Origin of the sequence: Arthrobacter sp. NicSoilB8 (genome assembly GCF_019977355.1) — a bacterium.
GTDB lineage: Bacteria > Actinomycetota > Actinomycetes > Actinomycetales > Micrococcaceae > Arthrobacter.
Genome location: NZ_AP024655.1, coordinates 2,682,677 through 2,705,852 on the forward strand (window position 1 = coordinate 2,682,677; position 23,176 = coordinate 2,705,852).

17 protein-coding genes are annotated in these 23,176 nt (G+C 66.4%); 8 read left to right on the top strand and 9 right to left on the bottom strand.

Translation table 11 applies throughout. The features are described 5' to 3' along the window. Positions 1-255: 255 nt before the first annotated feature. The 4 genes from LDO15_RS12085 to LDO15_RS12100 are packed head-to-tail and all read left to right on the top strand — an operon-like array spanning position 256 to position 7,978. The gene (locus LDO15_RS12085) at positions 256-3,432 is read left to right on the top strand and encodes an efflux RND transporter permease subunit (RefSeq protein ID WP_223979090.1); all 3,177 of its coding nucleotides are present in this window, start codon (positions 256-258) and stop codon (positions 3,430-3,432) included. Next, on the top strand, positions 3,429-3,887 hold the full coding sequence (locus tag LDO15_RS12090) for a hypothetical protein (RefSeq protein ID WP_223979092.1): 459 nt from the start codon (positions 3,429-3,431) through the stop codon (positions 3,885-3,887). The genes LDO15_RS12085 and LDO15_RS12090 overlap by 4 nt, the downstream gene beginning before the upstream one ends. A 1-nt stretch (position 3,888) precedes the next feature. After that, positions 3,889-7,032, top strand: coding sequence for an efflux RND transporter permease subunit (locus LDO15_RS12095; protein WP_223979094.1), 3,144 nt, complete (start codon positions 3,889-3,891; stop codon positions 7,030-7,032). A 31-nt stretch (positions 7,033-7,063) separates the two neighbouring features. Then, positions 7,064-7,978 (top strand): hypothetical protein, encoded by a 915-nt coding sequence (locus LDO15_RS12100; protein ID WP_223979096.1) that lies wholly within the window; start codon positions 7,064-7,066, stop codon positions 7,976-7,978. Between the two features lie 148 nt (positions 7,979-8,126). Here LDO15_RS12100 and glpK read toward each other — a convergent pair whose 3' ends face one another. From glpK to LDO15_RS12115, 3 genes are all read right to left on the bottom strand, one after another. Beyond that, a complete protein-coding gene (glpK, locus tag LDO15_RS12105) occupies positions 8,127-9,641 on the bottom strand; it encodes a glycerol kinase GlpK (protein WP_223979097.1) in 1,515 nt (504 codons plus the stop codon). Positions 9,642-9,683: 42 nt separating this feature from the next. Beyond that, positions 9,684-10,436, bottom strand: coding sequence for an MIP/aquaporin family protein (locus tag LDO15_RS12110; protein ID WP_223979099.1), 753 nt, complete (start codon positions 10,434-10,436; stop codon positions 9,684-9,686). Positions 10,437-10,594: 158 nt separating this feature from the next. After that, on the bottom strand, positions 10,595-12,430 hold the full coding sequence (locus LDO15_RS12115; RefSeq protein ID WP_223979100.1) for a glycerol-3-phosphate dehydrogenase/oxidase: 1,836 nt from the start codon (positions 12,428-12,430) through the stop codon (positions 10,595-10,597). 84 nt (positions 12,431-12,514) lie between these two features. Here LDO15_RS12115 and LDO15_RS12120 point away from each other — a divergent pair, with 84 nt between their 5' ends. The 4 genes from LDO15_RS12120 to LDO15_RS12135 all read left to right on the top strand — a co-directional run bounded on the left by LDO15_RS12120 (position 12,515) and on the right by LDO15_RS12135 (position 16,458). After that, a complete protein-coding gene (locus tag LDO15_RS12120; protein WP_223979102.1) occupies positions 12,515-13,477 on the top strand; it encodes a sugar-binding domain-containing protein in 963 nt (320 codons plus the stop codon). A gap of 91 nt (positions 13,478-13,568) precedes the next feature. Further along, positions 13,569-14,438: an aldo/keto reductase gene (locus LDO15_RS12125; RefSeq protein WP_223979104.1), complete on the top strand. Its 870-nt coding sequence runs from the start codon at positions 13,569-13,571 to the stop codon at positions 14,436-14,438. Positions 14,439-14,449: 11 nt separating this feature from the next. Further along, entirely contained in the window at positions 14,450-15,376 is a 927-nt protein-coding gene (locus LDO15_RS12130; RefSeq protein WP_223979106.1) for an alpha/beta hydrolase, read from the top strand. After that, positions 15,373-16,458, top strand: a complete 1,086-nt coding sequence (locus tag LDO15_RS12135; RefSeq protein ID WP_223979108.1) for a glycosyltransferase family 1 protein — start codon at positions 15,373-15,375, stop codon at positions 16,456-16,458. The genes LDO15_RS12130 and LDO15_RS12135 overlap by 4 nt, the downstream gene beginning before the upstream one ends. Before the next feature lie 151 nt (positions 16,459-16,609). On the opposite strand, the gene LDO15_RS12140 is transcribed toward LDO15_RS12135, so the two are convergent. The 6 genes from LDO15_RS12140 to mihF form a co-directional block, all read right to left on the bottom strand. Next, positions 16,610-18,799, bottom strand: a complete 2,190-nt coding sequence (locus LDO15_RS12140) for a primosomal protein N' (protein WP_223979109.1) — start codon at positions 18,797-18,799, stop codon at positions 16,610-16,612. A gap of 379 nt (positions 18,800-19,178) precedes the next feature. Beyond that, positions 19,179-20,414, bottom strand: a complete 1,236-nt coding sequence (metK, locus tag LDO15_RS12150; RefSeq protein ID WP_223979111.1) for a methionine adenosyltransferase — start codon at positions 20,412-20,414, stop codon at positions 19,179-19,181. A gap of 78 nt (positions 20,415-20,492) precedes the next feature. Beyond that, the gene (locus LDO15_RS12155) at positions 20,493-21,806 is read right to left on the bottom strand and encodes a bifunctional phosphopantothenoylcysteine decarboxylase/phosphopantothenate synthase (protein WP_223979113.1); all 1,314 of its coding nucleotides are present in this window, start codon (positions 21,804-21,806) and stop codon (positions 20,493-20,495) included. A gap of 52 nt (positions 21,807-21,858) precedes the next feature. After that, entirely contained in the window at positions 21,859-22,119 is a 261-nt protein-coding gene (gene rpoZ / locus LDO15_RS12160; RefSeq protein ID WP_090581074.1) for a DNA-directed RNA polymerase subunit omega, read from the bottom strand. A gap of 39 nt (positions 22,120-22,158) precedes the next feature. Continuing rightward, entirely contained in the window at positions 22,159-22,731 is a 573-nt protein-coding gene (gene gmk / locus LDO15_RS12165; protein WP_223979114.1) for a guanylate kinase, read from the bottom strand. Positions 22,732-22,770: 39 nt separating this feature from the next. Beyond that, a complete protein-coding gene (gene mihF / locus LDO15_RS12170) occupies positions 22,771-23,088 on the bottom strand; it encodes an integration host factor, actinobacterial type (protein ID WP_223979115.1) in 318 nt (105 codons plus the stop codon). Positions 23,089-23,176 lie beyond the last annotated feature (88 nt).

Genomic DNA, 23,176 nt, shown 5'->3' on the forward strand with positions numbered 1-23,176 from the left:
CCCGAACATTAGCGTCCTTAACTGGGAGAGAACTGTGAATAACCGGTAGATGGCCTAGTAATTTCGATCTTGCCAAACGATTCGAACGGGAACACTATTCGATAAAGATCAGTAATTGGGATCTCTTGGGGGGATTCGCAAATGGTCTCAGGTTGAGGAGCCTGTCATGAGTCACTTGCGCATTACCTCTGCACAACCACCAAGAACCCCCGCTGCCCGCTGGCACCACCGCGGCCCCCTGGAACTGGGCTAGCCATGTTCGGCTGGATCACCCGTTTCAGTTTGCAGTTCCGCATCCTGGTTCTGGCCATGGCCGCCGGACTCATTGCCTTCGGAGTAGTGAACGTCCCCCACGTGGCCATCGACACCATGCCCGAGTTTGCCCCCGCGCACGTCGAGATCCAGACCGAGGCCCTCGGCCTCTCCGCTGCCGAAGTCGAGCAGCTCATCACTTCTCCGATGGAGGCCGACCTGCTCAACGGGGTGGCCTGGCTCGATGAAATCCGATCCAAGTCCGTACCCGGCCTGTCCTCGATCGAGCTTGTGTTCGAGCCGGGCACGGACCTGCTGCGCGCGCGCCAGCTCGTGGCCGAACGCATGACCCAGGCGCACGCGCTGCCGAACGTCTCGGCGCCGCCGCTGATCATGCAGCCGCTGTCGTCAACCAGCCGCGTGCTTATGGTCCGGATGAACTCCAAGCAGCTCTCCGGCATCGAAATGTCGGTCCTGGCCCGATGGAAGATCAAGCCGCGTTTGATCGGCATTCCGGGTGTCGCCAACGTTTCGATCTGGGGCCAGCGCGAGCAGCAGCTCCAGGTCGAGGTCACTCCCACGCAGCTGCGTGACAAGGGCATCACCCTCGAACAGGTCATCAAGACCGCGGGCAACGCCGTCTGGGTTTCTCCGCTGACCTTCCTGGAGGCGTCGACACCCGGCACGGGCGGGTTCGTGGAGTCACCGAGCCAGCGTCTGGGCATCCAGCACGTCTTGCCCATCCGGACACCCGCCGACCTGGCCAAGGTCAGCGTCGAGGACGCCGGCTCGCCCATGCTCCTGGGTGATATCGCCAAGGTGAAGGCGGACCACCAGCCGCTAATCGGCGACGCGGTCGTTGGCCAGGATGCAGGACTCTTGCTCGTCGTGGAGAAGTTCCCCGGGACCAGCGCGCTGCAGGTCACCAAGGATATCGAGGCTGCGCTGAACGATATGCAGCCCGGGCTTTCCGGAATCCAGATGGATACGTCCGTTTTCCGGCCCGCGTCGTTCCTGCAAGATGCCGTCGACGGCCTTGGCGTGGCACTGCTCGTGAGCCTCCTGATCGCCGTCCTGCTTTTCTGGCTGCTCTTCCGCTCCTGGCGTGTCGCCTTGATCGCCCTCGTGGCCATCACCACCACCGTCATGGCCGCAGGGGTCGTCCTCTACTTGCTTGAATCGACCCTGAATATTTCGATCCTCGCCGGCATCATGCTCGCTGCCGCCGTGATCGTGGGCGACATCGTGGAGGATATGCAGGCGCAACGGCGCCGGCCCTTGCGGACTACCGAGACCGAGACTGATGCCACCATCAGGTTCCGCCTGGTCCAACTGGTCCGCGGCGTCCGCACACCGTTGTTCCACGCTTCCCTCATCATGGCCGTGGCGCTGATTCCAACGCTGTTCGTTCCCGGAGTCGGCGGCGCGTTCTTCCAGCCACTGTTTTGGTCCATGGCGCTGACACTTGCTGTGTCGCTGCTGGTGGGCCTGTCCGTGACACCGGTCCTCGCGTATCTCCTGCTCCCCCGTGAGACTGCCCCGCGGGCAGACTCACCTGCTGCCATCAGGGCGAGGTCCTACTACGACCGGGCGCTCGAGGGCGCACGTTCACGCCGCGCACTGGGCATAGTTGCCGTCGCCGTCGTTGGCCTGCTCGGACTCGCCGCCGCGTCCCAGGTGGTCGGCAACCGCGCGGTCGTTCCCACTATTCCGGACCGGACGCTCCTGGTGCAGTGGGACTCCATGGCCGGCACGTCCAACGACGAGGTCCGCCGGCTGGCGTCGAAGGCGTCCGATGAGCTGCGAACCCTCCCGGGTGTTTCGGGAGTCGGCGGGCATATAGGCCGCGCCATTTCCTCCGACCAGGTTGTTGGGAACAGCTCCGCGGAACTCTGGGTCACGATCACACCGGATGCCAATTTCAGCGAGACTGAGCAGGCGGTCCGCTCGATCGTCCAAGGCTACCCGGGCATCGCCAACAACGTCGTGAACTATTCCCAGCAGAAGATTGGCGAACAGCGCACCAGCATGGATCCGGGATTCGCAGTCCGCGTCTACGGCACCGAGATGCCGGTCCTGCGCGAGAAGGCCGAAGAGGTCCGCAAGGCTCTCGAGAAAATCGACGGCGTGCAGAACCCAACCATCAACGCCAGCGCTATGACGCCCATCGTCGAAGTCGAGGTCAACCTCGAGGCGGCGCAAAAGATCGGGATCAAGCCCGGCGACGCGCGGCGCGCAGCAGCTGCCCTCATGCAGGGCATCGTGGTCGGCAACCTCTTCGAAGAACAGAAGGTCTTTGAGGTTGTGGTCCGCGGAGCAGTGGACGTCAGGGATGACCTGACCAGCATCCGCGAACTTCTGCTCGATACGCCGAACGGTGGCCAGGTCCAGCTGGGCCAGATCGCCGATGTTCGGCTCGTCCCCAATGAAGTCGTGATCATGCACGATGACACCTCGCGCAGGATCGACGTCGTGGCCGACGTCAGCGGACGGCCGCTGGCCGACATTCAGCACGATATTGAAGCCGCCATCGCGCAGATCCAGTTCCCGCTGGAATATCACGCCGAAATCCCGACCAAGTACGCCCAGGCGCAGGCCGCCGATGCCCTTTTGCTCTGGCTCGCAGCTGCTGCCCTTCTCGGCGTGTTCCTCCTGCTCCAGGCGGCGGTTCGCAGCTGGAAGCTGGCCCTCGCCATCTTCCTGGCACTGCCGGCGGCGCTGGCCGGCGCTGCCGTTGCAGCGTGGATCCTCGGCGAGGCAATTACCGTGCTGGCGCTCACTGCGTTTGCCGCGGTGCTGGCCGTCGCCGGACGCAACGCGGCCCTGCTCTCGGCCCGTGCGGATGAGCTGTGGCGGGCAGCCCCGCAGGACTCCCCCGACAAGATCGTCATGCTGGCAGCCAGGGACAGGGTATCGCCCATCCTGAAGTCCGCCCTCGTCACGGCGGCGATCCTGATTCCGCCGGGACTCTTCGGCGGCGCCGTGGGCGGCGCCCTCCTGGGGCCGATGTCCCTGATCATTATCGGCGGACTCATCACTACAACCCTCATCGGGATCTTCGTACTCCCCCTCCTCGCGCTCTGGTTCGGACCCCGATCCGCCCCTGAGGAATGGGCCGAAGTCTACGAAGCCGAGGTACCCGTTCAGCCCGATACGCAGGAAAAGGTGGAAGTAAAATGACCAGCCAAAAGCCCCAACTCCGTCTGGCCGTGGCGGCCGCAGTCTGTGCCGTCACTCTCTTCAGCCTCCCGGCTTGCGCGCAGTCCACCGCGGTGACACCAGCAGCGGTGGCTGGTGCGGCCCCTGTCAAGGTGGAGAAGAACGCTACCACCGGCATCGCCAAGCTGACCCTGACCGAACACGGTCTGGCACGCATCGATTTGAAGACGGAACCCGCTAAGGCGGGCGCCGGAACCGACGTGTTGCTGCCCTACGCCTCGCTGCTGTATGACGCCAGCGGCAAGACCTGGGTCTACACCAACCCCGCCCCGCGGGTGTTCGAGCGCCAAGCCGTGACCGTCAGCAAAGTCGAAGCCGGAGTGGTCACGGCCAGCAAGGGCCCGGCCGTGGGGACTCCGGTGGTAACTGTCGGCGCCGTTGAACTATTTGGCGCCGAGTTGAACACGGGTAAATGACATGCGTCGAATAATCGCAGCCAGCCTCAGGTTCAGATCGATCGTCATCGCGTTGGCTGCCGCGCTGATGATCGTCGGCGGCGCGCAGCTCAGCAGCGCGTCGGTGGACGTGTTCCCCGAATTCGCGCCGCCGAAAGTCGAAGTCCAGACAGCTTGCCTGGGACTCACCGCCGCCGAGGTCGAAGAACTGGTGTCGGTTCCCATGGAAGAGGCGTTCAACGGCATCGATGGCCTCGACCACATGAGATCCAAGTCAGTCCCCCAGCTCTCGTCGATTGTGCTGGAATTCGAGAACGGCACGGATCTGCTCACCGCCAGGCAACTGGTGTCGGAGCGCATGGCAACGGTCATCCCGACCCTGCCCACCTGGGCTGCCCCTCCCCTGATGCTGCAGCCTCTGTCCTCGACCAGCCGCGTCATGAAGATCGGCCTGTCCTCGGACACCCGGTCGCTCATCGAGATGTCCATGATTTCCTATTGGAACATCAGGGCTCATCTGCTGCGCGTTCCGGGGGTCGCCAACGTGGCCATCTGGGGCGAACGCCTCCAGATGCTCCAGGTGCAGGTTGATCCGGCCAGGCTGGCAGCCCACAACGTCACCTTGGAAAACGTGATGAGCTCAACCTCCGACGCCTTGGACGCGGGCCTGCTGCAGTACTCCCCGGGCGCCCTCATCGGCACCGGAGGGGCGCTCGAAACGCCGAACCAGTCTCTTGGGATCCGGCACGTACAAGCCATCACCTCGCCGGCGGAACTTGCCCAGGTGGCGCTGGAGGACCGCGAGGGACAGCCTCCCCTGCGGCTCGCCGACGTGGCGAACGTCGTGGAGGACCACCAGCAGCTGATCGGTGACGCGGTGATCAATGGCGGCCCCGGCCTGATGCTGATTGTCGAAAAGCTGCCGTGGGGCAACACCCTCGAAGTCACCCGTGGTGTGGAGGAGGCCCTCAAGGAACTGCAGCCCGGCCTGACCGGGATTGCCGTGGACACCACCTTGTTCCGGCCTGCCTCATTCATCGAGGAGTCGCTCGGCAACCTGAGTCTCGCGCTTCTGCTGGGCTGCTTCCTGGTGGTCCTGGTGCTCAGCGTTTTCCTGTTCCAGTGGCGGACAGCGCTGATCAGCGTGACGGCGATCCCGTTGTCGCTGATGGCAGCGGCCCTCGTGCTCTATTGGACCGGAGGCACTATTAATACGATGGTGCTTGCGGGGCTGGTGATCGCCGTCGGGGTGGTGGTGGACGATGCCATCATCGATGTCGAGAACATCGTCAGGCGACTCCGACACCACCGCGCCAGCGGCGGGACCGAAAGCACCGCCCGCGTGGTCGTCAATGCCTCACTGGAGGTCCGCGGACCTATTGTGTACGCGACCTTGATCATCGTCGCCGCCACGGTGCCGATCTTCTTCCTGGACGGGCTGACCGGCGCGTTCTTCCGGCCGCTGGCAATCTCCTACACCCTCGCGGTGTTTGCGTCCATGCTGGTTGCACTCACCGTCACCCCTGCGATGGCCTACATCTTCCTCCGCAACGCCAAGCTGGAAGACCGGGACCCCCCGGTAGTCAGGGTACTGAAGCGCTGGTACGGCAAGTTGCTTCGCCCCATGGTCCGCAGGCCCGCGCCGGGATACCTTGCCCTTGGCGCCCTGGGGGTCATCGGCATTGTGGCGGCACCGTTGTTGGGCCAATCATTGCTCCCGTCGTTCAAGGAGCGTGACTTCCTGATGCACTGGCTCACACAGCCTGGCACGTCCAACGCCGAGGAAGTCCGGGTCAGCCAACTGGCCTGCAAGGAGCTCATGACCATCCCGGGAGTGAACAACTGCGGGTCCCACATCGGGCAGGCTTTCAACGCCGACGAGGTGGTGGGCGTCTACTTCGGTGAGAACTGGATCAGCGTCGACCCCTCCGTGAACTACGAGAAGACCCTGGCATCCATCCAGGAAGTGGTGGATGGCTACCCCGGAATCGTCCGGGACGTCCAGACCTACCTCAAGGAACGCATCCGCGAGGTGCTCACAGGCACGGGCTACGCCGTCGTCGTGCGGGTGTATGGAGACGACCTCGCGACGCTTCGCCAGGAAGCTGACAAGATCAAGGGCATCCTGGGCGGCATTGACGGTGCCATTGGTGCGAAGGTCGCCCTCCAGACCAGCATTCCGCAGATCAACGTGGAAGTGAATCTGGAGGCCGCCAATCGGTACGGACTGAAACCGGGCGACGTACGCCGTGCCGCAGCCACGTTGGTCTCCGGCGAAGAAGTCGGCGACGTCTACCGGGACGGCAAAGCCTACGACGTCCAGGTGTGGAGCGCACCGGAGATTCGTACCAGTGTCACGAGCATTGAGAATCTACCGCTCGATACACCGGGCGGGCAAAGGATCCGGCTGGCTGATGTCGCCACGATCTCGGTCAAACCCACGCCCAATGTCATTGAGCGTTCCGAGGGATCCCGACGCATTGATGTCAGTGCCAACGTCAAGGAAGGCGATCTGGCCAAGGTTGTGGAGAAGTTGAAGTCCGACATGGAGTCGATCGATTTCCCGGTCGGATACGAAGCGGTTGTCCTCGGCGAATACGCCGAACGCCAGGCCGCCTCGCAACGACTGCTGCTCTACTCGATCGGCGCGGTTGTCGTGGTCTTCCTCCTGCTCCAGGCGGCGTTCCGGAGCTGGCGGCTGGCCGTCCTGGCCCTCCTGACGCTGCCGGTCGCCTTGGTCGGTGGCGTGATTGCCGCCCACCTCAGCGGCGGGATCCTCTCGCTGGGTTCCCTGGTCGGTTTCCTGACGCTGATGGGTATCGCCGCCCGCAACGGCATCCTGCTCATCAACCACTGCCAGCATCTGGAGCAGTACGAGGGCGTGGCCTTCGGACCTGCCCTGGTGCTGCGGGGGGCGTCCGAACGGTTGTCGCCGATTCTGATGACCACCCTGGCCACTGCACTGGCCCTTGTGCCGCTGGTGGTCATGGGAAACCTCCCGGGCCATGAGATTGAACATCCCATGGCGGTGGTGATCCTCGGCGGCCTGGTGACCTCCACACTGGTGAACCTGTTCATTGTTCCATCGCTCTATCTGCGGTTCGCCAAGAAGGGCCCTGCGCGTGAACGCGGGCCCCGGCAGCCGGAACCCGTACCGGCCGCATAGCAACAAGCACCAACAATGAGAGGCCAGAAAGATGACTGCAAGAAGTAGGAGATTCAGCGCTTACGGCTCCGTGCTCTTGTTGGTGGTGGGATCGCTGACGGCGGCGACGGCAGCCACGGCGGCTTCTGCCGCGCCGGCGGCCGCCAGTTCGCAGGAACTGTGCGGCCCCGGCTCGGCATTGAGGTTCAATCGTTCCGCGTTCCCGGCAAAGCCGGTGATCGACAACCAATGGCTCAAGCTCAGGCCCGGCATGCAGTACACCACCACGGGGAAAGTCGTCTCCCCGGACGGAACGAGTGTTCGGAAGGTGGTCAGCACTGTCACGGGGCTGACCAAGGTCATCGACGGAGTCAAGACGATTGTGGTCTGGGACCGGGACTACTCAGACGGTGAGCTCGTGGAATCCGAGCTCGCGTTCTTCGCCCAGACGGAGAGAGGGGCAGTCTGGCTGTTCGGCGAGTATCCGGAGGAGTACGAGAACGGCAAGCTTGTCGGCGCGCCCAGCACCTTCATCAGCGGCCTCGACAGGGCCCGGGCCGGCATCGCGATGCAGGCCGAGCCGCACCGGAACACGCCGGCCTACGTGCAGGCCTACGCTCCCAGGGTGGACTTCCTGGACTGCGGTCAGGTCAAAGACAAGCACCTGCGGGTCTGCGTCCCCACGGGGTGCTACAACGACGTCATGGTCATTGATGAATTCAACCCGCTGGACCCACCCAGTGCGGGCCACCAGCGCAAGTACTACTCGGCCGGGACCGGGCTCATCAAAGTGACCGCCGTCGGCGGCGAAGACCGGGAGTCCCTGGACCTGGTCAAGGTCACGAGGCTCACCAGCGCGGTGCTGTCCAGAATCAACGCCCGTGCGCTGGAGCTCGACCGCCGGGGCTACACGGTCAGCAAGGATGTGTACGCCAAGACGCCACGCGCCGTTGTGTCAACGCCCTGACCCGGGACAAGCCTGCGCGGCAAAATCCGATGCAGAGCGGCGTGGCGCGGACAGAGTAACCCGGGACAAAGAAGAGCCCCGGCCAGGGAAAACCTGGTCGGGGCTCTTCGTTGTCAGCCGGGACTGTGCCCGCCGGACCGGGGTCCGGCTACTTGACGTCCTCGTCAACCCAGTCCATGGACTTGGTGACGGCCTTCTTCCAGAGGCGCATCTGGCGGTCCCGCTCGGACTGTTCCATTTGCGGCTCCCAGCGCTTGTCCTCGGCCCAGTTAGCCGAGCACTCGCCCAGGTCCTTCCAGAATCCGACGGCGAGGCCGGCGGCGTAGGCGGCTCCCAGCGCCGTCGTCTCCACCACCTTCGGCCGGATGACCGGCACGCCGAGGATGTCCGCCTGGAACTGCATGAGGGCATCGTTGGCGACCATGCCGCCGTCGACCTTCAGTTCCGTCAGCGGGACCCCCGAGTCGGCGTTCACGGCGTCCAGCACCTCACGGGTCTGGAAGGCGGTCGCTTCCAGCGCCGCGCGGGCAATGTGGTTCCTGTTCACAAAACGGGTCAGGCCCACAATGGCGCCGCGGGCGTCAGAGCGCCAGTACGGCGCGAAGAGGCCCGAGAACGCGGGCACAATGTAGACGCCGCCGTTGTCCTCCACCGCGGCGGCGAGGCTCTCGACCTCCGGGGCGCTGCCGATCATTCCGAGGTTGTCCCGCAGCCACTGGATCAACGAACCGGTGACGGCAATGGAGCCCTCCAGCGCGTAGTGCGGCGCCGCATCGCCGAGCTTGTACCCGACCGTGGTCAGGAGCCCGTTCTTGGAGTGGACAATTTCCTCGCCGGTGTTGAAGATCAGGAAGCAGCCCGTGCCATACGTGTTCTTGGCTTCACCGGCGTCGAAGGCCGCCTGCCCGAACGTGGCCGCCTGCTGGTCGCCCAGAATGCCGGCCACCGGCACCTCGCGCAGCAGCTGGGAGGTGTGCACCGTGCCGTAGACCTCGGAGGAGGACTTGATGGCCGGCATCATGGAGGCCGGGACGCCGAAAGCGTCCAGGATCTCCTGGTCCCAGGACAGCGTCTCGAGGTCCATGAACATGGTCCTCGAGGCGTTGGTCACGTCGGTGACGTGCACGCCGCCGTCGGTCCCGCCGGTCAGGTTCCAGAGCACCCAGCAGTCAGTGTTGCCGAAGACGAGGTCGCCGGCTTCCGCCTTGGCCCGGGCGCCCTCGACGTTGTCCAGGATCCACTTGATCTTGGTGCCCGAGAAGTAGGTTGCCAGCGGCAGGCCGACCTTCTGCTTGAAGCGCTCCGGTCCCCCGTCCTTCGCCAGCTCGTCCACGATCGGCTGGGTACGGGTGTCCTGCCACACGATCGCGTTGTACACCGCCTCGCCGGTGGTCTTGTCCCACACAACCGCCGTTTCGCGCTGGTTGGTAATGCCGACGGCGGCGATGTCGTGACGGGTCAGGTTCGCCTTGGACAGGGCGGAGCCGATCACTTCGCGGGTGTTGTTCCAGATTTCGGCGGGATTGTGCTCCACCCAGCCGGCCTGGGGGAAGATCTGCTCATGCTCCATCTGGCCCGAGGAGACAATGCTGCCGCTGTGGTCAAACACGATGGCGCGCGTGCTGGTGGTGCCCTGGTCGATGGCGACTACGTACTGGTTCATATTGACGTCCTTGTCTGTTGTGCGTGGCAGTTGATCTGGCGGTTAGAGAGGGAGTACAGGGGCGATGATCGGTACGACTGCCGCGACGACGCCGGCAAGGCCGCCACCGACCAGCGGTCCGACGACCGGGATCCAGGAATAGCTCCAGTCCGAGGACCCCTTGCCCTTGATCGGAAGCAGCGCGTGCGCGATCCGGGGGCCGAGGTCACGGGCCGGGTTGATGGCGTAACCGGTGGGACCACCGAGGGAAACGCCGATGCCGACAACCAGCAGGGCGACCGCCAGCGGGCCGAGTCCGGAAGGCGTCCCGCCGAAGGTCAGGATGACGAACACGAGGACAAAGGTGCCGATGATTTCTGTGACCAGGTTCCACACGTTGGAGCGGATCGCGGGGCCGGTGGAGAAGACAGCCAGCTGGCTGGCGGGCTCGGGCTCGGCATCGAAGTGCTGCTTGTAGGCCAGCCACATCACCACGGCACCCAGGAAGGCACCGAGCAGTTCACCGCCGAAGTAGGTCAGCGTCGAGGCGAAATCGACCGGGACGCCGGGTGCGTACAGCTTCTTGCCGTTGAGCAGAAACCCAAAAGTCACGGCGGGGTTCAGGTGGGCCCCGGACTGGGAGGCAACATAGACACCGGAGAAGACGGCAATGCCCCATCCCCAGGTCACCATCAGGAACCCGCCGTTGTTGCCCTTGGTGCCTTTGAGCGCAACGTTGGCCACAACGCCGCAACCCAGCAGGGTCAGCATTGCGGTTCCGAATACTTCGGACAGGAAAACTATTCCAAGAGACATCTTTGACTCCTCTATTTTCTGTTGTCGGTCCCTCGCGAGTTTGAGGGGCCGTGGGGCCGGCAGCATGTTGGTGCTGCCGGCCGGCCACTGCGCCGGCCGCCGGGGCGGACCGCGCAGTGCTTGCACCCGGGCTTCCCTGCCCGGGCACGCAAGTCGAATCAGGCGACCAGGCTGTGGACCCGGACGCCGTGGAACCGCTGAAGCACCTCCTGCGCGTGGCTGATTTCCTTGGCCCGGCGAGCCGCGTCCCAGCCGAGCGGGCCCGAAAGGAGGTCGGCGACTTCGTTCAGCAGTTCCCCGGTCACCAGGCCCCGGAAGGCCAGGGACGTGCGGCGGATGAGGACGTCCACGAGGTGCCCGATCTGCTCGTGCGCCGCCATGAACTCCAGTTCACGGGTGCTGAGCTCGCGCGTGGAGTGCAGCAGCCTGTCCGGCGCTCCGGCCGGGGCGCCGTCCAGGAAGCGGATGACTTCTTCGGCGCGCGTCCCGTAGCGGGTCAGCAGCCCGGTGACCCTGGCTGCGTCGCGGCCGGCCGACATATGCGCCTTGATCCAGCGCTGAACGCCGTCCTCGCTGTCAGGGAAGCGGGCGCCGCCGCCGATGGCGAGCTTCGCCGTCGAGACCTTCCGCTCCAGGCCGAGTTCAGCCAGGACATCGTTGCTCAGGTGCTCGGCGAGGGCCCGGAACGTGGTCCATTTGCCGCCGACGAGGCTCAACACGGCCCCGCCGGCCGCCGCACGGCGTTCGATCCGGTAGTCCCGGCTGACGAAGCCGGGCTGCGTCGCGTCGTGCTTCGGAAGCGGGCGCACTCCGGAGAATGTGTAGACGATCTGTCCCCGGTCCACCGGAATGTCCGGGAATACGTGGCCGATGAGGTCGAAGAAGTAGTCGATTTCCGCCTCGGTGCAGACGGCGTCCTCGGCCATGTCGGCATCGACGTCGGTGGTGCCGACCAGGACGCGGTCACCCATCGGGTAGATCAGCACGATCCGGCCGTCGGTGTGCTCGAAGAATATTTCCCGGCCGTTGCACGCCGCGAGCAGTTCCGGGTGGTCCATCACAATGTGCGAACCCTTGGTTCCGCCCATGAAGGACGACGCCGCCCCCATGGCCTGGTTGGTCAGGTCGACCCAGGCACCGGTGGTGTTCACGATGACGTCAGCGGTGAAGTCGAATACCTCGCCGGTCAGCTCGTCGCGCAGCTGGACGGTGGTGCCCGCCGGGCTTCCGGCAGCGGTGCCGGACATGCCGGCGCCGTCCGCGGCGCCCACAGAGACGAGCGAAACGTAGTTGCTGGCCCGGGCCAGGTGGCTGTCCGCGCCGCCGGCCTTCTCGCCGTCCTGGAGCACATCGAGCGTGAGGCGCTCAGGGTTGTGGACCGAGGCGTCGAAGTAGGTGGCTGCGTACTTGATCCCCGGGTGCAGGCGTGGCAGCTCGGCCAGCGCCCGCTTGCGTCCGCGGAACTGGTGGCGCGGCACGGAGCCGCCGTCGCGGGAGAAGAAGTCGTACATACTCAGGCCCAGCTTGATCAGGAAGGCCCCGCGCTCGGTGTGCTTCCCCTGCTTGTGGGTCAGGAAGCGCATGGGGGCCGCCAGGACTCCGGAGAAGGTGCTGAAGATCGGGATCGTGGTCTGGAGCGGCTTGACGTAGTGCGGTGCAATCCGCAGGAGCCGGTTGCGTTCGACCACAGACTCCTGGACGAGGCGGAACTCGCCGTTTTCGAGGTACCGGATCCCGCCGTGGATCATGTGGGACGACGCGCCGCTGGCGCCCTGGCAGTAGTCGCCGCGCTCCACGAGCGCCACGTCGACGCCCTGCAGGGCAAGGTCGCGGAAGGTGCCCACCCCGTTAATTCCGCCTCCGATGATCAAGACCTGCGCGTGCCGCCGCGTCCGCAGCTTCTGCACCGAGGCTCGATCGTTGGCCGGTGTGCGGGCTGAGTCCTTCTGTCCCAAAACTGCTCCCTTGGGTTTGGTTCTGTGCGGCACGCCCATGGCGCGGCGCCGTTCAACACTATTCTTTGGAGTAATGGAAAATGGAGTCAAGCACTATGCACAAACGTGCAGATGGGAAATTTCATGACGCCTCCACGCCAGTCCGACGCCCTCCGCGCGGCCCAGCTGTATTACCTCCAGGACCTGACCATGGACGCGATCGCGCGGGAGCTCCGGACGTCCCGCTCCACAGTGTCGCGGCTGCTTTCGGCGGCACGTGATTCGGGTCTGGTGCAGATCCAGATCCGCAGCCCGCTGGACACCGGGCCCGAACTTGAGAGCATGATCCGCACCGAATACAAGGTGGATGTGCACGTCGTTCCGGTGGTGGACACCCTCAATGAGGCGGAAACACTGGACCGCGTGGCCATGCAGGCCGCCCGAACGATCGGGCCGCTGGTGGACTCCAACGCCATCATCGGCGTCGCCTGGGGCTCGACCCTGAGCGCCGTGAGCCGACACCTGACCCGAAAGATCACCCATGACAGCGTGATCGTCCAGCTCAACGGTGCCGGCAACATGCAGACCACCGGCATCACCTATGCCTCGGACATCATGCGACGGTTCGGCAGCGCCTACGGGGCACGGGTGGAACAGTTCCCCGTGCCGGCCTTCTTCGACCATGCCGCGACCAAAACCGCCATGTGGAATGAGCGCAGTGTTCAACGCATCCTGGATCTGCAGTCGCGGATGAGCATCGCGATCTTCGGTGTCGGATCGGTCGACGCCGACTACCCCAGTCACGTCTATGCCGGCGGGTACCTCGATGAGGACGACCTGAACGTGCTCGCGAACTCCGATGTGGTGGGTGACGTCGCGACCGTATTCTTCCGGGCGGACGGGTCCTCGGACGGCATCACGCTCAACGAGCGCTCCACCGGCCCGGACCTCGCCCAGCTCCGCCAGGTTCGGCGGCGCATCTGTGTCGTGTCCGGCGCCTCCAAGATCAACGGGCTGAGGGGGGCGCTGGCGGCAGGACTTGCCACGGACCTGATCCTCGACGAAGCCAGCGCACGCAGGCTGGTCCGGTTTGACGGACTGGCCTGACCGGACGCGGCGGACGGCGGCCGGTGGCCGGAGGCCGCCGGCTGCAGCCGCGGTCCGCCACTCGGGGGCGCCAGTGGGTAAAGTCAGTGTCATGAGAATCTCTCCCCGGCTGACCCTGAACAACGGCGTACTGATCGACCGGCTGGGGTTCGGGCTCTATAAGGTCCCTCCGGCCGATGCCGCCAATCTGGTGACCATGGCCATCGAGGCCGGCTACCGCCACTTCGATACTGCCGCCATGTACGGCAATGAGACCGGCGTCGGCAAGGGCATCGGTGCCCTGTCCGGATTTGAGGGCACCGGCGGCGGCCCGGGGGAAACCGCACCGTACGTGTCCCGCGAGGACCTCTTCATCACCACGAAGGTTTGGAATGACGACCACGGCTACGACGCCACGATGCGGGCGTTCGACACCTCAATCTCCAACCTCGGCCTGGAGTACATCGACCTCTACCTGATCCATTGGCCGTGCGCCCGGCGGGGCCTGTTCCAGGAGACATACCGGGCCTTGGAGACCCTGTACCGCGAAGGTAAAGTCCGGGCAATCGGCGTCTGCAACTTCCAGCCGCAGCACCTGGACCGGCTCCTGGAGACGGCCGAGGTTGTGCCGGCCGTCAACCAGATTGAGCTCCATCCCTGGCTGCAGCAGGACGAACTGCGCGAAAAGCACAATCTGCTGGGCATCCGCACCGAGGCGTGGAGCCCGTTGGGCCGCGGCCAGGTCCTGAAGGATCCGGTGATCCTGGCCCTCGCCGCCGAACACGACCGCACGCCGGCGCAGGTCATCCTCCGCTGGCACCTGCAGCTGGGCAACATTGCCATCCCGAAGGCCAGCTCGTTCGCGCGGATCCACGAAAACCGCGATGTCTTCGACTTTGAACTCTCGCCGCTGGACATGACGGAGATCGCGGCCCTCGAACGAGGGTTCCGGACCGGCTCCCACCCAGACAACGTCAAATAGGATTCGAACCCATGGAACAAGTGGACACCGGGTCCTCACGCACGCCCCTGTTCAGCAGCGCACTCGCCGCCCGCACCCGGGCCGCGTCCGCAGAGGTTGACGGCACCTCGATTGCCTACTGGGTCTACGAGCCCGTCCGGGTCACACCGGAGACCCGCACCATCCTGGTGGTGCACGGATTCCGCGGCGACCACCACGGCCTGCTGCGGGTGGCCGACCAGCTGACGGACATGCGCCTGATCATGCCGGATCTGCCGGGCTTCGGCGGCTCGGCAGCCTTCGAGGATACCGAACACAGTGTTGCCGGCTATGGCCGGTTCCTGAGCGGCTTCATGGCCACGCTGGGCCTGGGCCCGGACACCGTCCTGCTGGGACATTCGTTCGGTTCGATCATCGCCAGCCACTTCGTGGCGGCCAACCGGGATGCCGTGGCCGAACTTATCCTGGTCAATCCCATCGCGGCGCCCGCCCTCGAGGGTCCCAAAGGCCTCATGACCAAGCTTGCGGTGCTCTACTATGAGGCCGCGGCGCGCCTTCCCCGGCGCCTCGGGCTGGCCCTCCTGCGCAGCCAGGCGATCGTGCGGGTGATGAGTGTGGCTATGGCCAAGACCGGGGACAGGGATCTCCGCCGGTTCGTGCACGCCCAGCACAGTTCCTACTTCTCGGCCTTCGCGGACCGCGACAGCCTGCTTCAGGCTTTCAAGGCCTCGGTCGGCAGCAATGTCTCGGAGGTGGCCCGCGAACTGACCCTCCCGGTGCTCCTGATCGCCGGAGAGAAGGACGAGATTGCCATGCTGGCGGACCAGCACAAACTCGCGGCCCTGCTTCCGGACGCGACGCTGGAAGTCATCCCCGGCGTCGGGCACCTGATCCACTACGAAACCCCCGAACCCGCTGCCCGCTACATCCGACGCTTCCTCAAGGACCACGCCGCATGAAGATTCTCATTGATGCCCGCTTCACCCGGCTGGACCACCATGACGGCATCAGCCGGTACGGCGCCAGCCTGATTGCGGCCGCCGCCAAAATCGCCGACGTCTCGATGCTGATCAGCGACCCCCGCCAGCTCGCGCTCCTGCCGGACGTTCCGTACACCATCATCAACAGCCCGCTGTCCCCGGCCGAGCTCTTCGTGGCCGCCAGGGTCAACAAACTGGGTGCGGACGTGGTGGTGTGCCCCATGCAGACCATGGGCAGTTGGGGCCGCAAGTACGCCCTCGTGCTGACCCTGCACGACCTCATCTACTACGAGCACCCCACCCCGCCCGGGTTCCTGCCGGCCCCCGTCCGGGTCCTGTGGCGCCTGTACCACAAGGCCTTCTGGCCCCAACGGCTCCTGCTGAACCGGGCCGACGTCGTGGCGACCATCAGTTCAACCACCGCCGCCCTGATCTCGAAGTACCGGCTCACTCAGCGTCCCGTCAGGATCGTCGGTAACGCCCCCCAGCACGGCCACACACCGCGGGACCCCGGGGCGGGTGCCGACAAGACGCTGCTCTACATGGGTTCCTTCATGCCCTACAAGAACGTCGAAACCATGATCCGCGGCATGGCGGAACTGCCGGAGATGACTCTCCACCTGTTGAGCCGCATCACCCCGGAGCGGCGGGCCGAACTCGAGGTCCTGGCTCCGCAGGGCGCAAACATTGTCTTCCACAACGGCGTGACCGACGCCGAGTATGAGACCCTCCTGGCGCGCACTACCGCCCTGATCAGCCTGTCCCGTGCCGAGGGCTACGGACTGCCCCTCGTCGAGGCGATGTCCCACGGCACGCCTGTGATCGCCAGCGACATCCCGATCTTCCGTGAGGTCGGCGATGATGCCGTCAGCTACGTGCATCCTGACTCGCCGTCGGAGTTTGCCGAGGCAGTGCGCAGGCTCGAGGACCCTGACCTGTGGAAGGCCCGTTCACGCCGGTCAGTGGAGCGGGCCGCCGACTTCAGCTGGGACGAGTCCGCGCGGCGGCTCGTGGCCGCCGCCGAAGAGGCCGTCGCGCTCCGCAGCCGGGGAAAAGGCTAGCGCGGGCGGTACCGGTCCCTGGTCAGCGCGCGGAGTTTCCCCAACTTTGCCACCGCGACGTCGGGACGCCCCGGCGTCGCGGGCGGCCACGCCGTCGGACGCCGGCAAAGGCGGGGAAACCAGGCGGCGGCCTGGCAGGGCGGCACAGCGGCTAGAGGACGTCCACTCCGTCAAGGCGCAGCTGCACCGGGTCGTCGCTGCGCTTGGCCGCAGCTGCGGCCTTGACGGCCCGAAGGACTGCGGTGACGTCCGCGGCCTGGGCATAGGGGATGAACAGCAGGGTCCGCATCTCCTCGCCGGCATCCCGCGGCGCAGAGTCCTTCAGCGCAGCATCCCGTGGCGCTGTGCGTCCGGCACCCGCGGCTGCCGGCAGCACGACCGGCGCCGGCCCGGCCGTCCGGAGGACGGTTCCCCGCGTTGCCAGGCGCTGCTGTACGGCCTCGGTGAAATGCCCGACGGCGGTCCTGCCGCCGGTGATGGAAGCGACGCGCACGGCGGGCGGCAGCTGCAGCTCCTGCCGCAGCGCCAGTTCCCGGCCGGCGTACCCGGCAGGATCCCAGCGCAGCAGGGCGCCCACCCCGGCAGCGTCGTCGGCGGTAATGACCACGAGGCCGCCGTCCGGTGCCGGCCGCACGAGGGCCGCGGCGTTGAACCAGCGGCGTACCGCGTCCTCCCCCGCCCTGAGGTTCTCCCGGCGCAGCAGTGAGTCGCCGTCCAGGAGCAGGGCCGCGGCGTAGCCGCCGGCGGCCACCGGCTCGGCGCCGACGGTCGCCACCACGAGGGCCTTCGCATCCGGAACCGTGGCCTTGACCTGGTCCCCGGAGGAAGTGATGACCGGTTTACCCGGAAACGCCCGGCCCAGCTCCTCGGCCGTGCGGAGGGCTCCCGTGGCGCCGCGCCTGAGCCGCACACCGTTGCACGTGCCGCAGCGCCACGCGGGTGCCGGGGCCGAGCACCAGCGGCATTGCGGCACAGCGGTGCTGCCGCTGGGACCGGCGATTGCCAGGGGCCCGCTGCAGGCGGTACAGCGGGCCGGTTCCCGGCAGGCTTCGCACACCAGAGAAGGTGCATAGCCGGCCCTGGCCACCTGGACCAGGACCGGTCCGCGTTCCAGGCCGTCCTTGGCAGCCCGCCATGCCGCGCCCGGGAGTCGGGCGATGCGGGCCAGCGGGTCGTGTTCGAGTTCATAGCTGTCGGCCGTGTTCAGCACGCGCGGGACCGTCCGCCGGATGACGGACCGCTCCGCTTCCACGGCCCGCGCCCAGCCGGAGGCCACCAGCCGCTCGGACTCTGTGCTGCGCGAGTGGGCCGCGAGGAGGCACGCAGCCCCCTCCTGGCCTGCACGGAGCAGGAGGACTTCCCGGGAGTGCGCATACGGGGACCGTTGTTCGATGTGGAGGTCATCGCCGTCGTCCCAGCAGACCACGAGCCCGAGGTTGTGCACGGGCGCGTAGGCGGCGGACCGCGTGCCCACAGCGACCCCGGCGGCGCCGCTGAGCACGCGCAGGAAACTGCGGTAGCGCGGGGTCTGGCCGTCGTCGGCGGTGAGCCGGGCGACGTCGCCGGCGGGAAGGACTTCCAGGAGCGCGGCCTCCACCCTGTCGAGGTCGCGGTAGTCGGGAACCACTACGACGGCGCCGCGGCCGGACAGCCGTACCGCGGCCACAGCCTCCGCGACGAGCCGCGGCCAGCCGCCGGCCCCGTACCCCTGCAGCGCGGTCAGCACGGCCCGGGGAGACTCCCCCGCACCGAGGTGGGCCAGGAATGCCGGACCGTTGCGGTACGAGGCCCAGCCGCTGCCTGCGGCGGCCGGCCGAATCGACACGGCGGTCGCATGACCGACTGCTTCAGTACCGAACAGTTCAGGATCGAGCCGGCCGTCCGGGGCGAATTCCTTTTCGAGTTTTGCCATGCGCGGCGGCACGGCGACGCGCAGGACATCGCTGACGGTCCCGGCGTAGCGCGCGGCGATCCGGCCGGCGAGTTCTGCCACGGCGGTGGTCAGGACCGGGACGGGTGAAACCACTTTGTGCAGCGGCACGAGGGGGTGGCCGGCGTCGGACACGGCCGTGCGTTCCAGAAGATATCCCGCCAGTTCCTGTCCGTTGAACTTCACCTTGACCCGGACGCCCGGCTGGGCTTCGGCGTCGAGGGTGGCCGGCACGCTGTAGTCAAACGGCCGGTCCAGGTGCGGCAGCGAGGATTCGATGAGCACCCTGGCTACCGGCAGGTCCGCGGCAAGGGCCGGCCCGGACGCTTGCGCGGCGGAGGCGGGAAAGCCCTGGAGCAGGGAAAGCTGCTGGGGTTTGCCGTGCGCGCCGCCGTCAGGAGTGGGGCTCACGGCTGGCACCTCCCCTCCGGATCGCTTGGACAACGGCTCACACTAGACCTCTCGTGCCGGACTCCGCCCCGCCGGACCAGTCGCGGCGGACACCCCGCGCCCCGGGACACCCCGCCCGGGGGCAAGAACAGCAGCTAAATGGCAAGTAGCCAGGCCACCGGAAGGCGGCCTGGCTACAGCAGATCACACGGCACTGACAATTACGGCACCACGTGGACTGGCACCACGTAAATCGGCACCACGTGGACTGGCACCACGTAAATCGGCACCACGTGGACTGGCACCACGTAAATCGGTACTACGTGAGCCGGCACCACGTAAATCGGCACCAGGTAGATCAGCACTGACATGTCCGGCGTCGGACGCCGGCGCAGCGGGCCTAGGCGTTGAAGAACGCCTTCAGCTCATCCACCCGGTCCAGGCGCTCCCAGGTGAAGTCCGGGTCCTCGCGGCCGAAGTGCCCGTGCGCGGCGGTCTTCGCGTAGATTGGCCGCTTCAGGTCCAGGGCGTCGATGATGGCCCGCGGGCGGAGGTCGAAGATCTCGGCGATCGCCGCGCTGATCCGTGCCGGGTCCACGGTTTCGGTTCCGAACGTCTCCACGTAGGTTCCTACCGGGCGGGCCTGGCCGATTGCGTAGGCGATCTGGATTTCCGCACGCTTGGCGAGGCCGGCCGCCACCACATTCTTGGCGACCCAGCGCATGGCGTAAGCGGCCGAGCGGTCCACCTTCGACGGATCCTTGCCGGAGAACGCGCCGCCGCCGTGGCGGGCCATGCCGCCGTACGTGTCGACGATGATCTTGCGGCCGGTGAGGCCTGCGTCGCCCACCGGGCCGCCGATCACGAAGGCGCCCGCCGGGTTCAGGATGTTGCGGGTCCGCGAGATGTCCAGGTTGGACAGCGCCATGACCGGATCCACCACGTGCGCGGCGAGGTCGGCCCGGAGCTGATCGAGGCTGGCACCCTCGGCGTGCTGGCTGGAGATGACTACCGTCTCGACCGAGACCGGCCGGTCGCCGTCGTAGCCCACCGTGACCTGGGTCTTGCCGTCCGGACGCAGGTAGGCGAGTTCGCCGTTCTTGCGGACCTCGGTCAGGCGCTCGGAAAGCCGGTGCGCGAGCCAGATCGGCACGGGCATGTAGGAGGGGGTCTCATCGCTGGCGTAGCCGAACATGAGTCCCTGGTCGCCGGCGCCCTGAAGGTCGTAGTCGTCCTCCTGGCGTCCTTCGCGGGCTTCGAGCGAGTTGAACACGCCGCCTGCAATGTCATTGGACTGCTGGCCGATGGAGACCGAGACACCGCACCGGGCGCCGTCAAAGCCGTTGGCCGACGAATCGTAGCCGATGCCCAGGATGGTTTCCCGGACAATCTGCGGGATCTCGACGTACGCGTCGGTGGTGACCTCGCCGGCCACGTGGACCAGGCCGGTGGTGGCGAGCGTCTCCACGGCAACCCGGGACTCCGGGTCCTTGTCGAGCAGGGCGTCGAGGATCGCATCGCTGATCTGGTCACAGATCTTGTCGGGGTGGCCTTCAGTCACCGACTCGGACGTGAAGAGCCGGAGCGCGGCGGGCGTAGACCCGTGGAAGTCAGGGATGTGCAGCGGTAAAGTCACTCAACTACCTTACTGGTTGGAAAACGGACGTCCGGCGGCGTGTGTCCCCATGCTAAGGAGACGTTGCTTACGCCGGCCTTAGGCCGGCGGTACAACCCGGCTCAGTTCGGCGCTGATCCGGTCGATCACGGCAGCCGCAACGTCGGATTTGGAACCCGACGCCTCTTGGGGTTCGGAGCCGGCGCGGGAAAGGATGACTACGGAGTTCGTGTCTTCGCCAAAGACCAAGTCCCGGCCCACCTGGTTGACCACCAGCAGGTCACAGGCCTTCCGGCGCAGCTTGTCCCGGGCGTAGTCCAGGACGTCGCCGCCGGCGTCGCCTGTTTCGGCGGCGAAGCCGACGATCAGCTGGTTCCGGGACGCCGCATCCCGGACCGCGACGAGCTCCCGCAGGATGTCGGGGTTGCGCACGAGGTTGATCACGGGGTCGGCGACGTCGTCGCGTTTCTTGATCTTCGTGCCGGAGACGTCCGCCGGGCGGAAGTCCGCGACGGCGGCGGCCATGATGACGACGTCGGAGTCGGCGGCCGCGTGCAGCGCAGCCTCCCGCAGTTCCAGGGCGGTCTCAACCTGGATGAGTTCGACGTCGCCGGGCGCCGGGACTTCCATGTGGGCGGCGAGCAGCCGGACGCGGGCGCCGGCGTCGCGGGCGGCCGCGGCCAGGGCGACGCCCTGCTTGCCCGAGGAGCGGTTGCCGAGGAAGCGCACGGGATCCAGCGGTTCGCGGGTGCCGCCGGCACTGATGGTGACGGTGAGCCCGGCCAGGGGCCGGGCCGCAGTCGGCCCGCCGTCTGCGGGGTCCGGGTCCGCGGCCGGGGCCAGGGGCGTGACAGGGGCGGCCGGCGGGACTGCCGGGGCAGCGGCCGCCCCGGCAAGGGCCAGGGCGGCCGTGAAGATCGCCTCCGGCTCGGGCAGCCGTCCGGGCCCGGAGTCGGCACCGGTCAGCCGTCCGCTTGCGGGTTCCAGCACGGTGACGCCGCGGCTGCGCAGGGTTTCGACGTTGGCCTGGGTGGCCGGGTGCTGCCACATTTCGGTGTGCATGGCCGGCGCAATGAGCACGGGACAGTCGCCGGCCATCAGCAGGGTGTTGGTGAGCAGGTCGTCGGCCTGGCCTGCGGCCGCGCGGGCCAGGAGATCGGCGGTGGCCGGGGCCACGACGATCAGCTCGGCCTCGTGGCCGAGCCGGACATGGTTGACGGTGTGGACGGCGTCGAACACGCTGTTGCTGACCGGGTGTCCGGAAAGGGCCTCCCACGTGGCAACGCCGACGAAGCGGGTGGCCGCCTCGGTGGGGATGACCGTGACGTCATGGCCGGCTTCAGTAAAAAGCCGGAGGAGCGACGCCACCTTGTAGGCGGCAATCCCTCCCCCGACTCCGAGGACTATGCGCACGTGATCTCCGTCAACAGGCAGTCTGTTTATTTTCCTCGTCCCGCGAAGGGAATTACTCTGCGGCTTCGATCGGCGTGGAAACGAGCTTGCCTTCGTTGATCTCGCGCAGGGCGATCGAGAGGGACTTCTCGTTCAGCTTGGTGTCTACCAGCGGGCCGACGTACTCAAACAGGCCCTCGTGCAGCTGGGCGTAGTACGCGTTGATCTGGCGTGCGCGCTTGGCACCGAAAATCACCAGTCCGTACTTCGAGTCGGCGGCCTTCAGCAGCTCGTCGATCGGCGGGTTGATGATGCCTTCAAGGTTCGTGGACACGAATTCTCCAAATTCTAACGGGCCGGTACGTCCCGGCGCCTAGCGCGGGTTCGGGGTCAGCCCCATGAGTGAAACAAGCTCGTCCGCTGCCCGACGAACGTCATCATTGATGACGGTGTGATCGAACTCCGGTTCAGCGGCAAGTTCTAGTTTAGCGGTTTCCAGCCTCTGCTGCTGTTCTTCGGCGCTTTCCGTGCCGCGGCCGACCAGCCGGCGGACCATTTCGTCCCAGCTTGGGGGCGCCAGGAACACGAACTGGGCGTCGGGAACGGCTTCCTTGACCTGCCGTGCGCCCTGCAGGTCGATCTCCAGCAGCACCGAGCGGCCCTCGGCGATGGCGGCCTCCACGGTGCTACGGAGCGTGCCGTAGCGGTTCCGGCCATGGACCACCGCCCACTCGAGCAGTTCGCCGTTTTCGATCAGGGAATCGAATTCCTCGGCCGATTTGAAGAAGTAGTGGATGCCATCCTTCTCCCCCGGGCGCGGCGGGCGCGTCGTGGCTGAAACGGACAGCCAGACACCGGGGTAGTTATCCCGTATGTAGGTGGACACGGTGCCTTTGCCAACAGCCGTCGGGCCGGCGAGGACTGTCAGTCCCGGATTCTTGCTCACATATTCCTTTGGGCGGTGGGGGCGGCTCGACGCAGCGAGCTACTTGTCGTCAATAAAATCTACCAGCGCCCGGCGCTGGTGGATTCCCAGTCCCCGGACCCGCCGGGATTGTGCGATGCCGAGCTGCTCCATGATGGCCGCCGCACGGACCCGGCCGATCCCGGGCAGGGCTTCGAGCAGCTCCACGATCCTCATGCGGGCAATGGCGTCGTCAGTCTCCGCGGAACTGATGACCTTGGCGATAGTTAGCTCACCGGTCTTGAGGCGCTCCTTGGCCTCGGCCCTCGTGGCCCTTGCGGCAGCAGCCTTGCGAAGGGCGTCGGAACGCTCCTGCGGCGTGAGGGGTCTCAAACTCACTGAAGTCCTCCCTGCATGGCGGGACAGGGCACCCATGCCCTTGCCCTGAACCTACCGTCTGGCGGAGGCAGATTCAATGAAAATCTGC

Coding starts and splice junctions, on each gene's coding strand:
- LDO15_RS12085 (WP_223979090.1), top strand. CDS start 256: ATGTTCGGCTGGATCACCCGTTTCAGTTTGCAGTTCCGCATCCTGGTT.
- LDO15_RS12090 (WP_223979092.1), top strand. CDS start 3,429: ATGACCAGCCAAAAGCCCCAACTCCGTCTGGCCGTGGCGGCCGCAGTC.
- LDO15_RS12095 (WP_223979094.1), top strand. CDS start 3,889: ATGCGTCGAATAATCGCAGCCAGCCTCAGGTTCAGATCGATCGTCATC.
- LDO15_RS12100 (WP_223979096.1), top strand. CDS start 7,064: ATGACTGCAAGAAGTAGGAGATTCAGCGCTTACGGCTCCGTGCTCTTG.
- glpK (WP_223979097.1), bottom strand. CDS start 9,641: ATGAACCAGTACGTAGTCGCCATCGACCAGGGCACCACCAGCACGCGC.
- LDO15_RS12110 (WP_223979099.1), bottom strand. CDS start 10,436: ATGTCTCTTGGAATAGTTTTCCTGTCCGAAGTATTCGGAACCGCAATG.
- LDO15_RS12115 (WP_223979100.1), bottom strand. CDS start 12,430: ATGGGCGTGCCGCACAGAACCAAACCCAAGGGAGCAGTTTTGGGACAG.
- LDO15_RS12120 (WP_223979102.1), top strand. CDS start 12,515: ATGACGCCTCCACGCCAGTCCGACGCCCTCCGCGCGGCCCAGCTGTAT.
- LDO15_RS12125 (WP_223979104.1), top strand. CDS start 13,569: ATGAGAATCTCTCCCCGGCTGACCCTGAACAACGGCGTACTGATCGAC.
- LDO15_RS12130 (WP_223979106.1), top strand. CDS start 14,450: ATGGAACAAGTGGACACCGGGTCCTCACGCACGCCCCTGTTCAGCAGC.
- LDO15_RS12135 (WP_223979108.1), top strand. CDS start 15,373: ATGAAGATTCTCATTGATGCCCGCTTCACCCGGCTGGACCACCATGAC.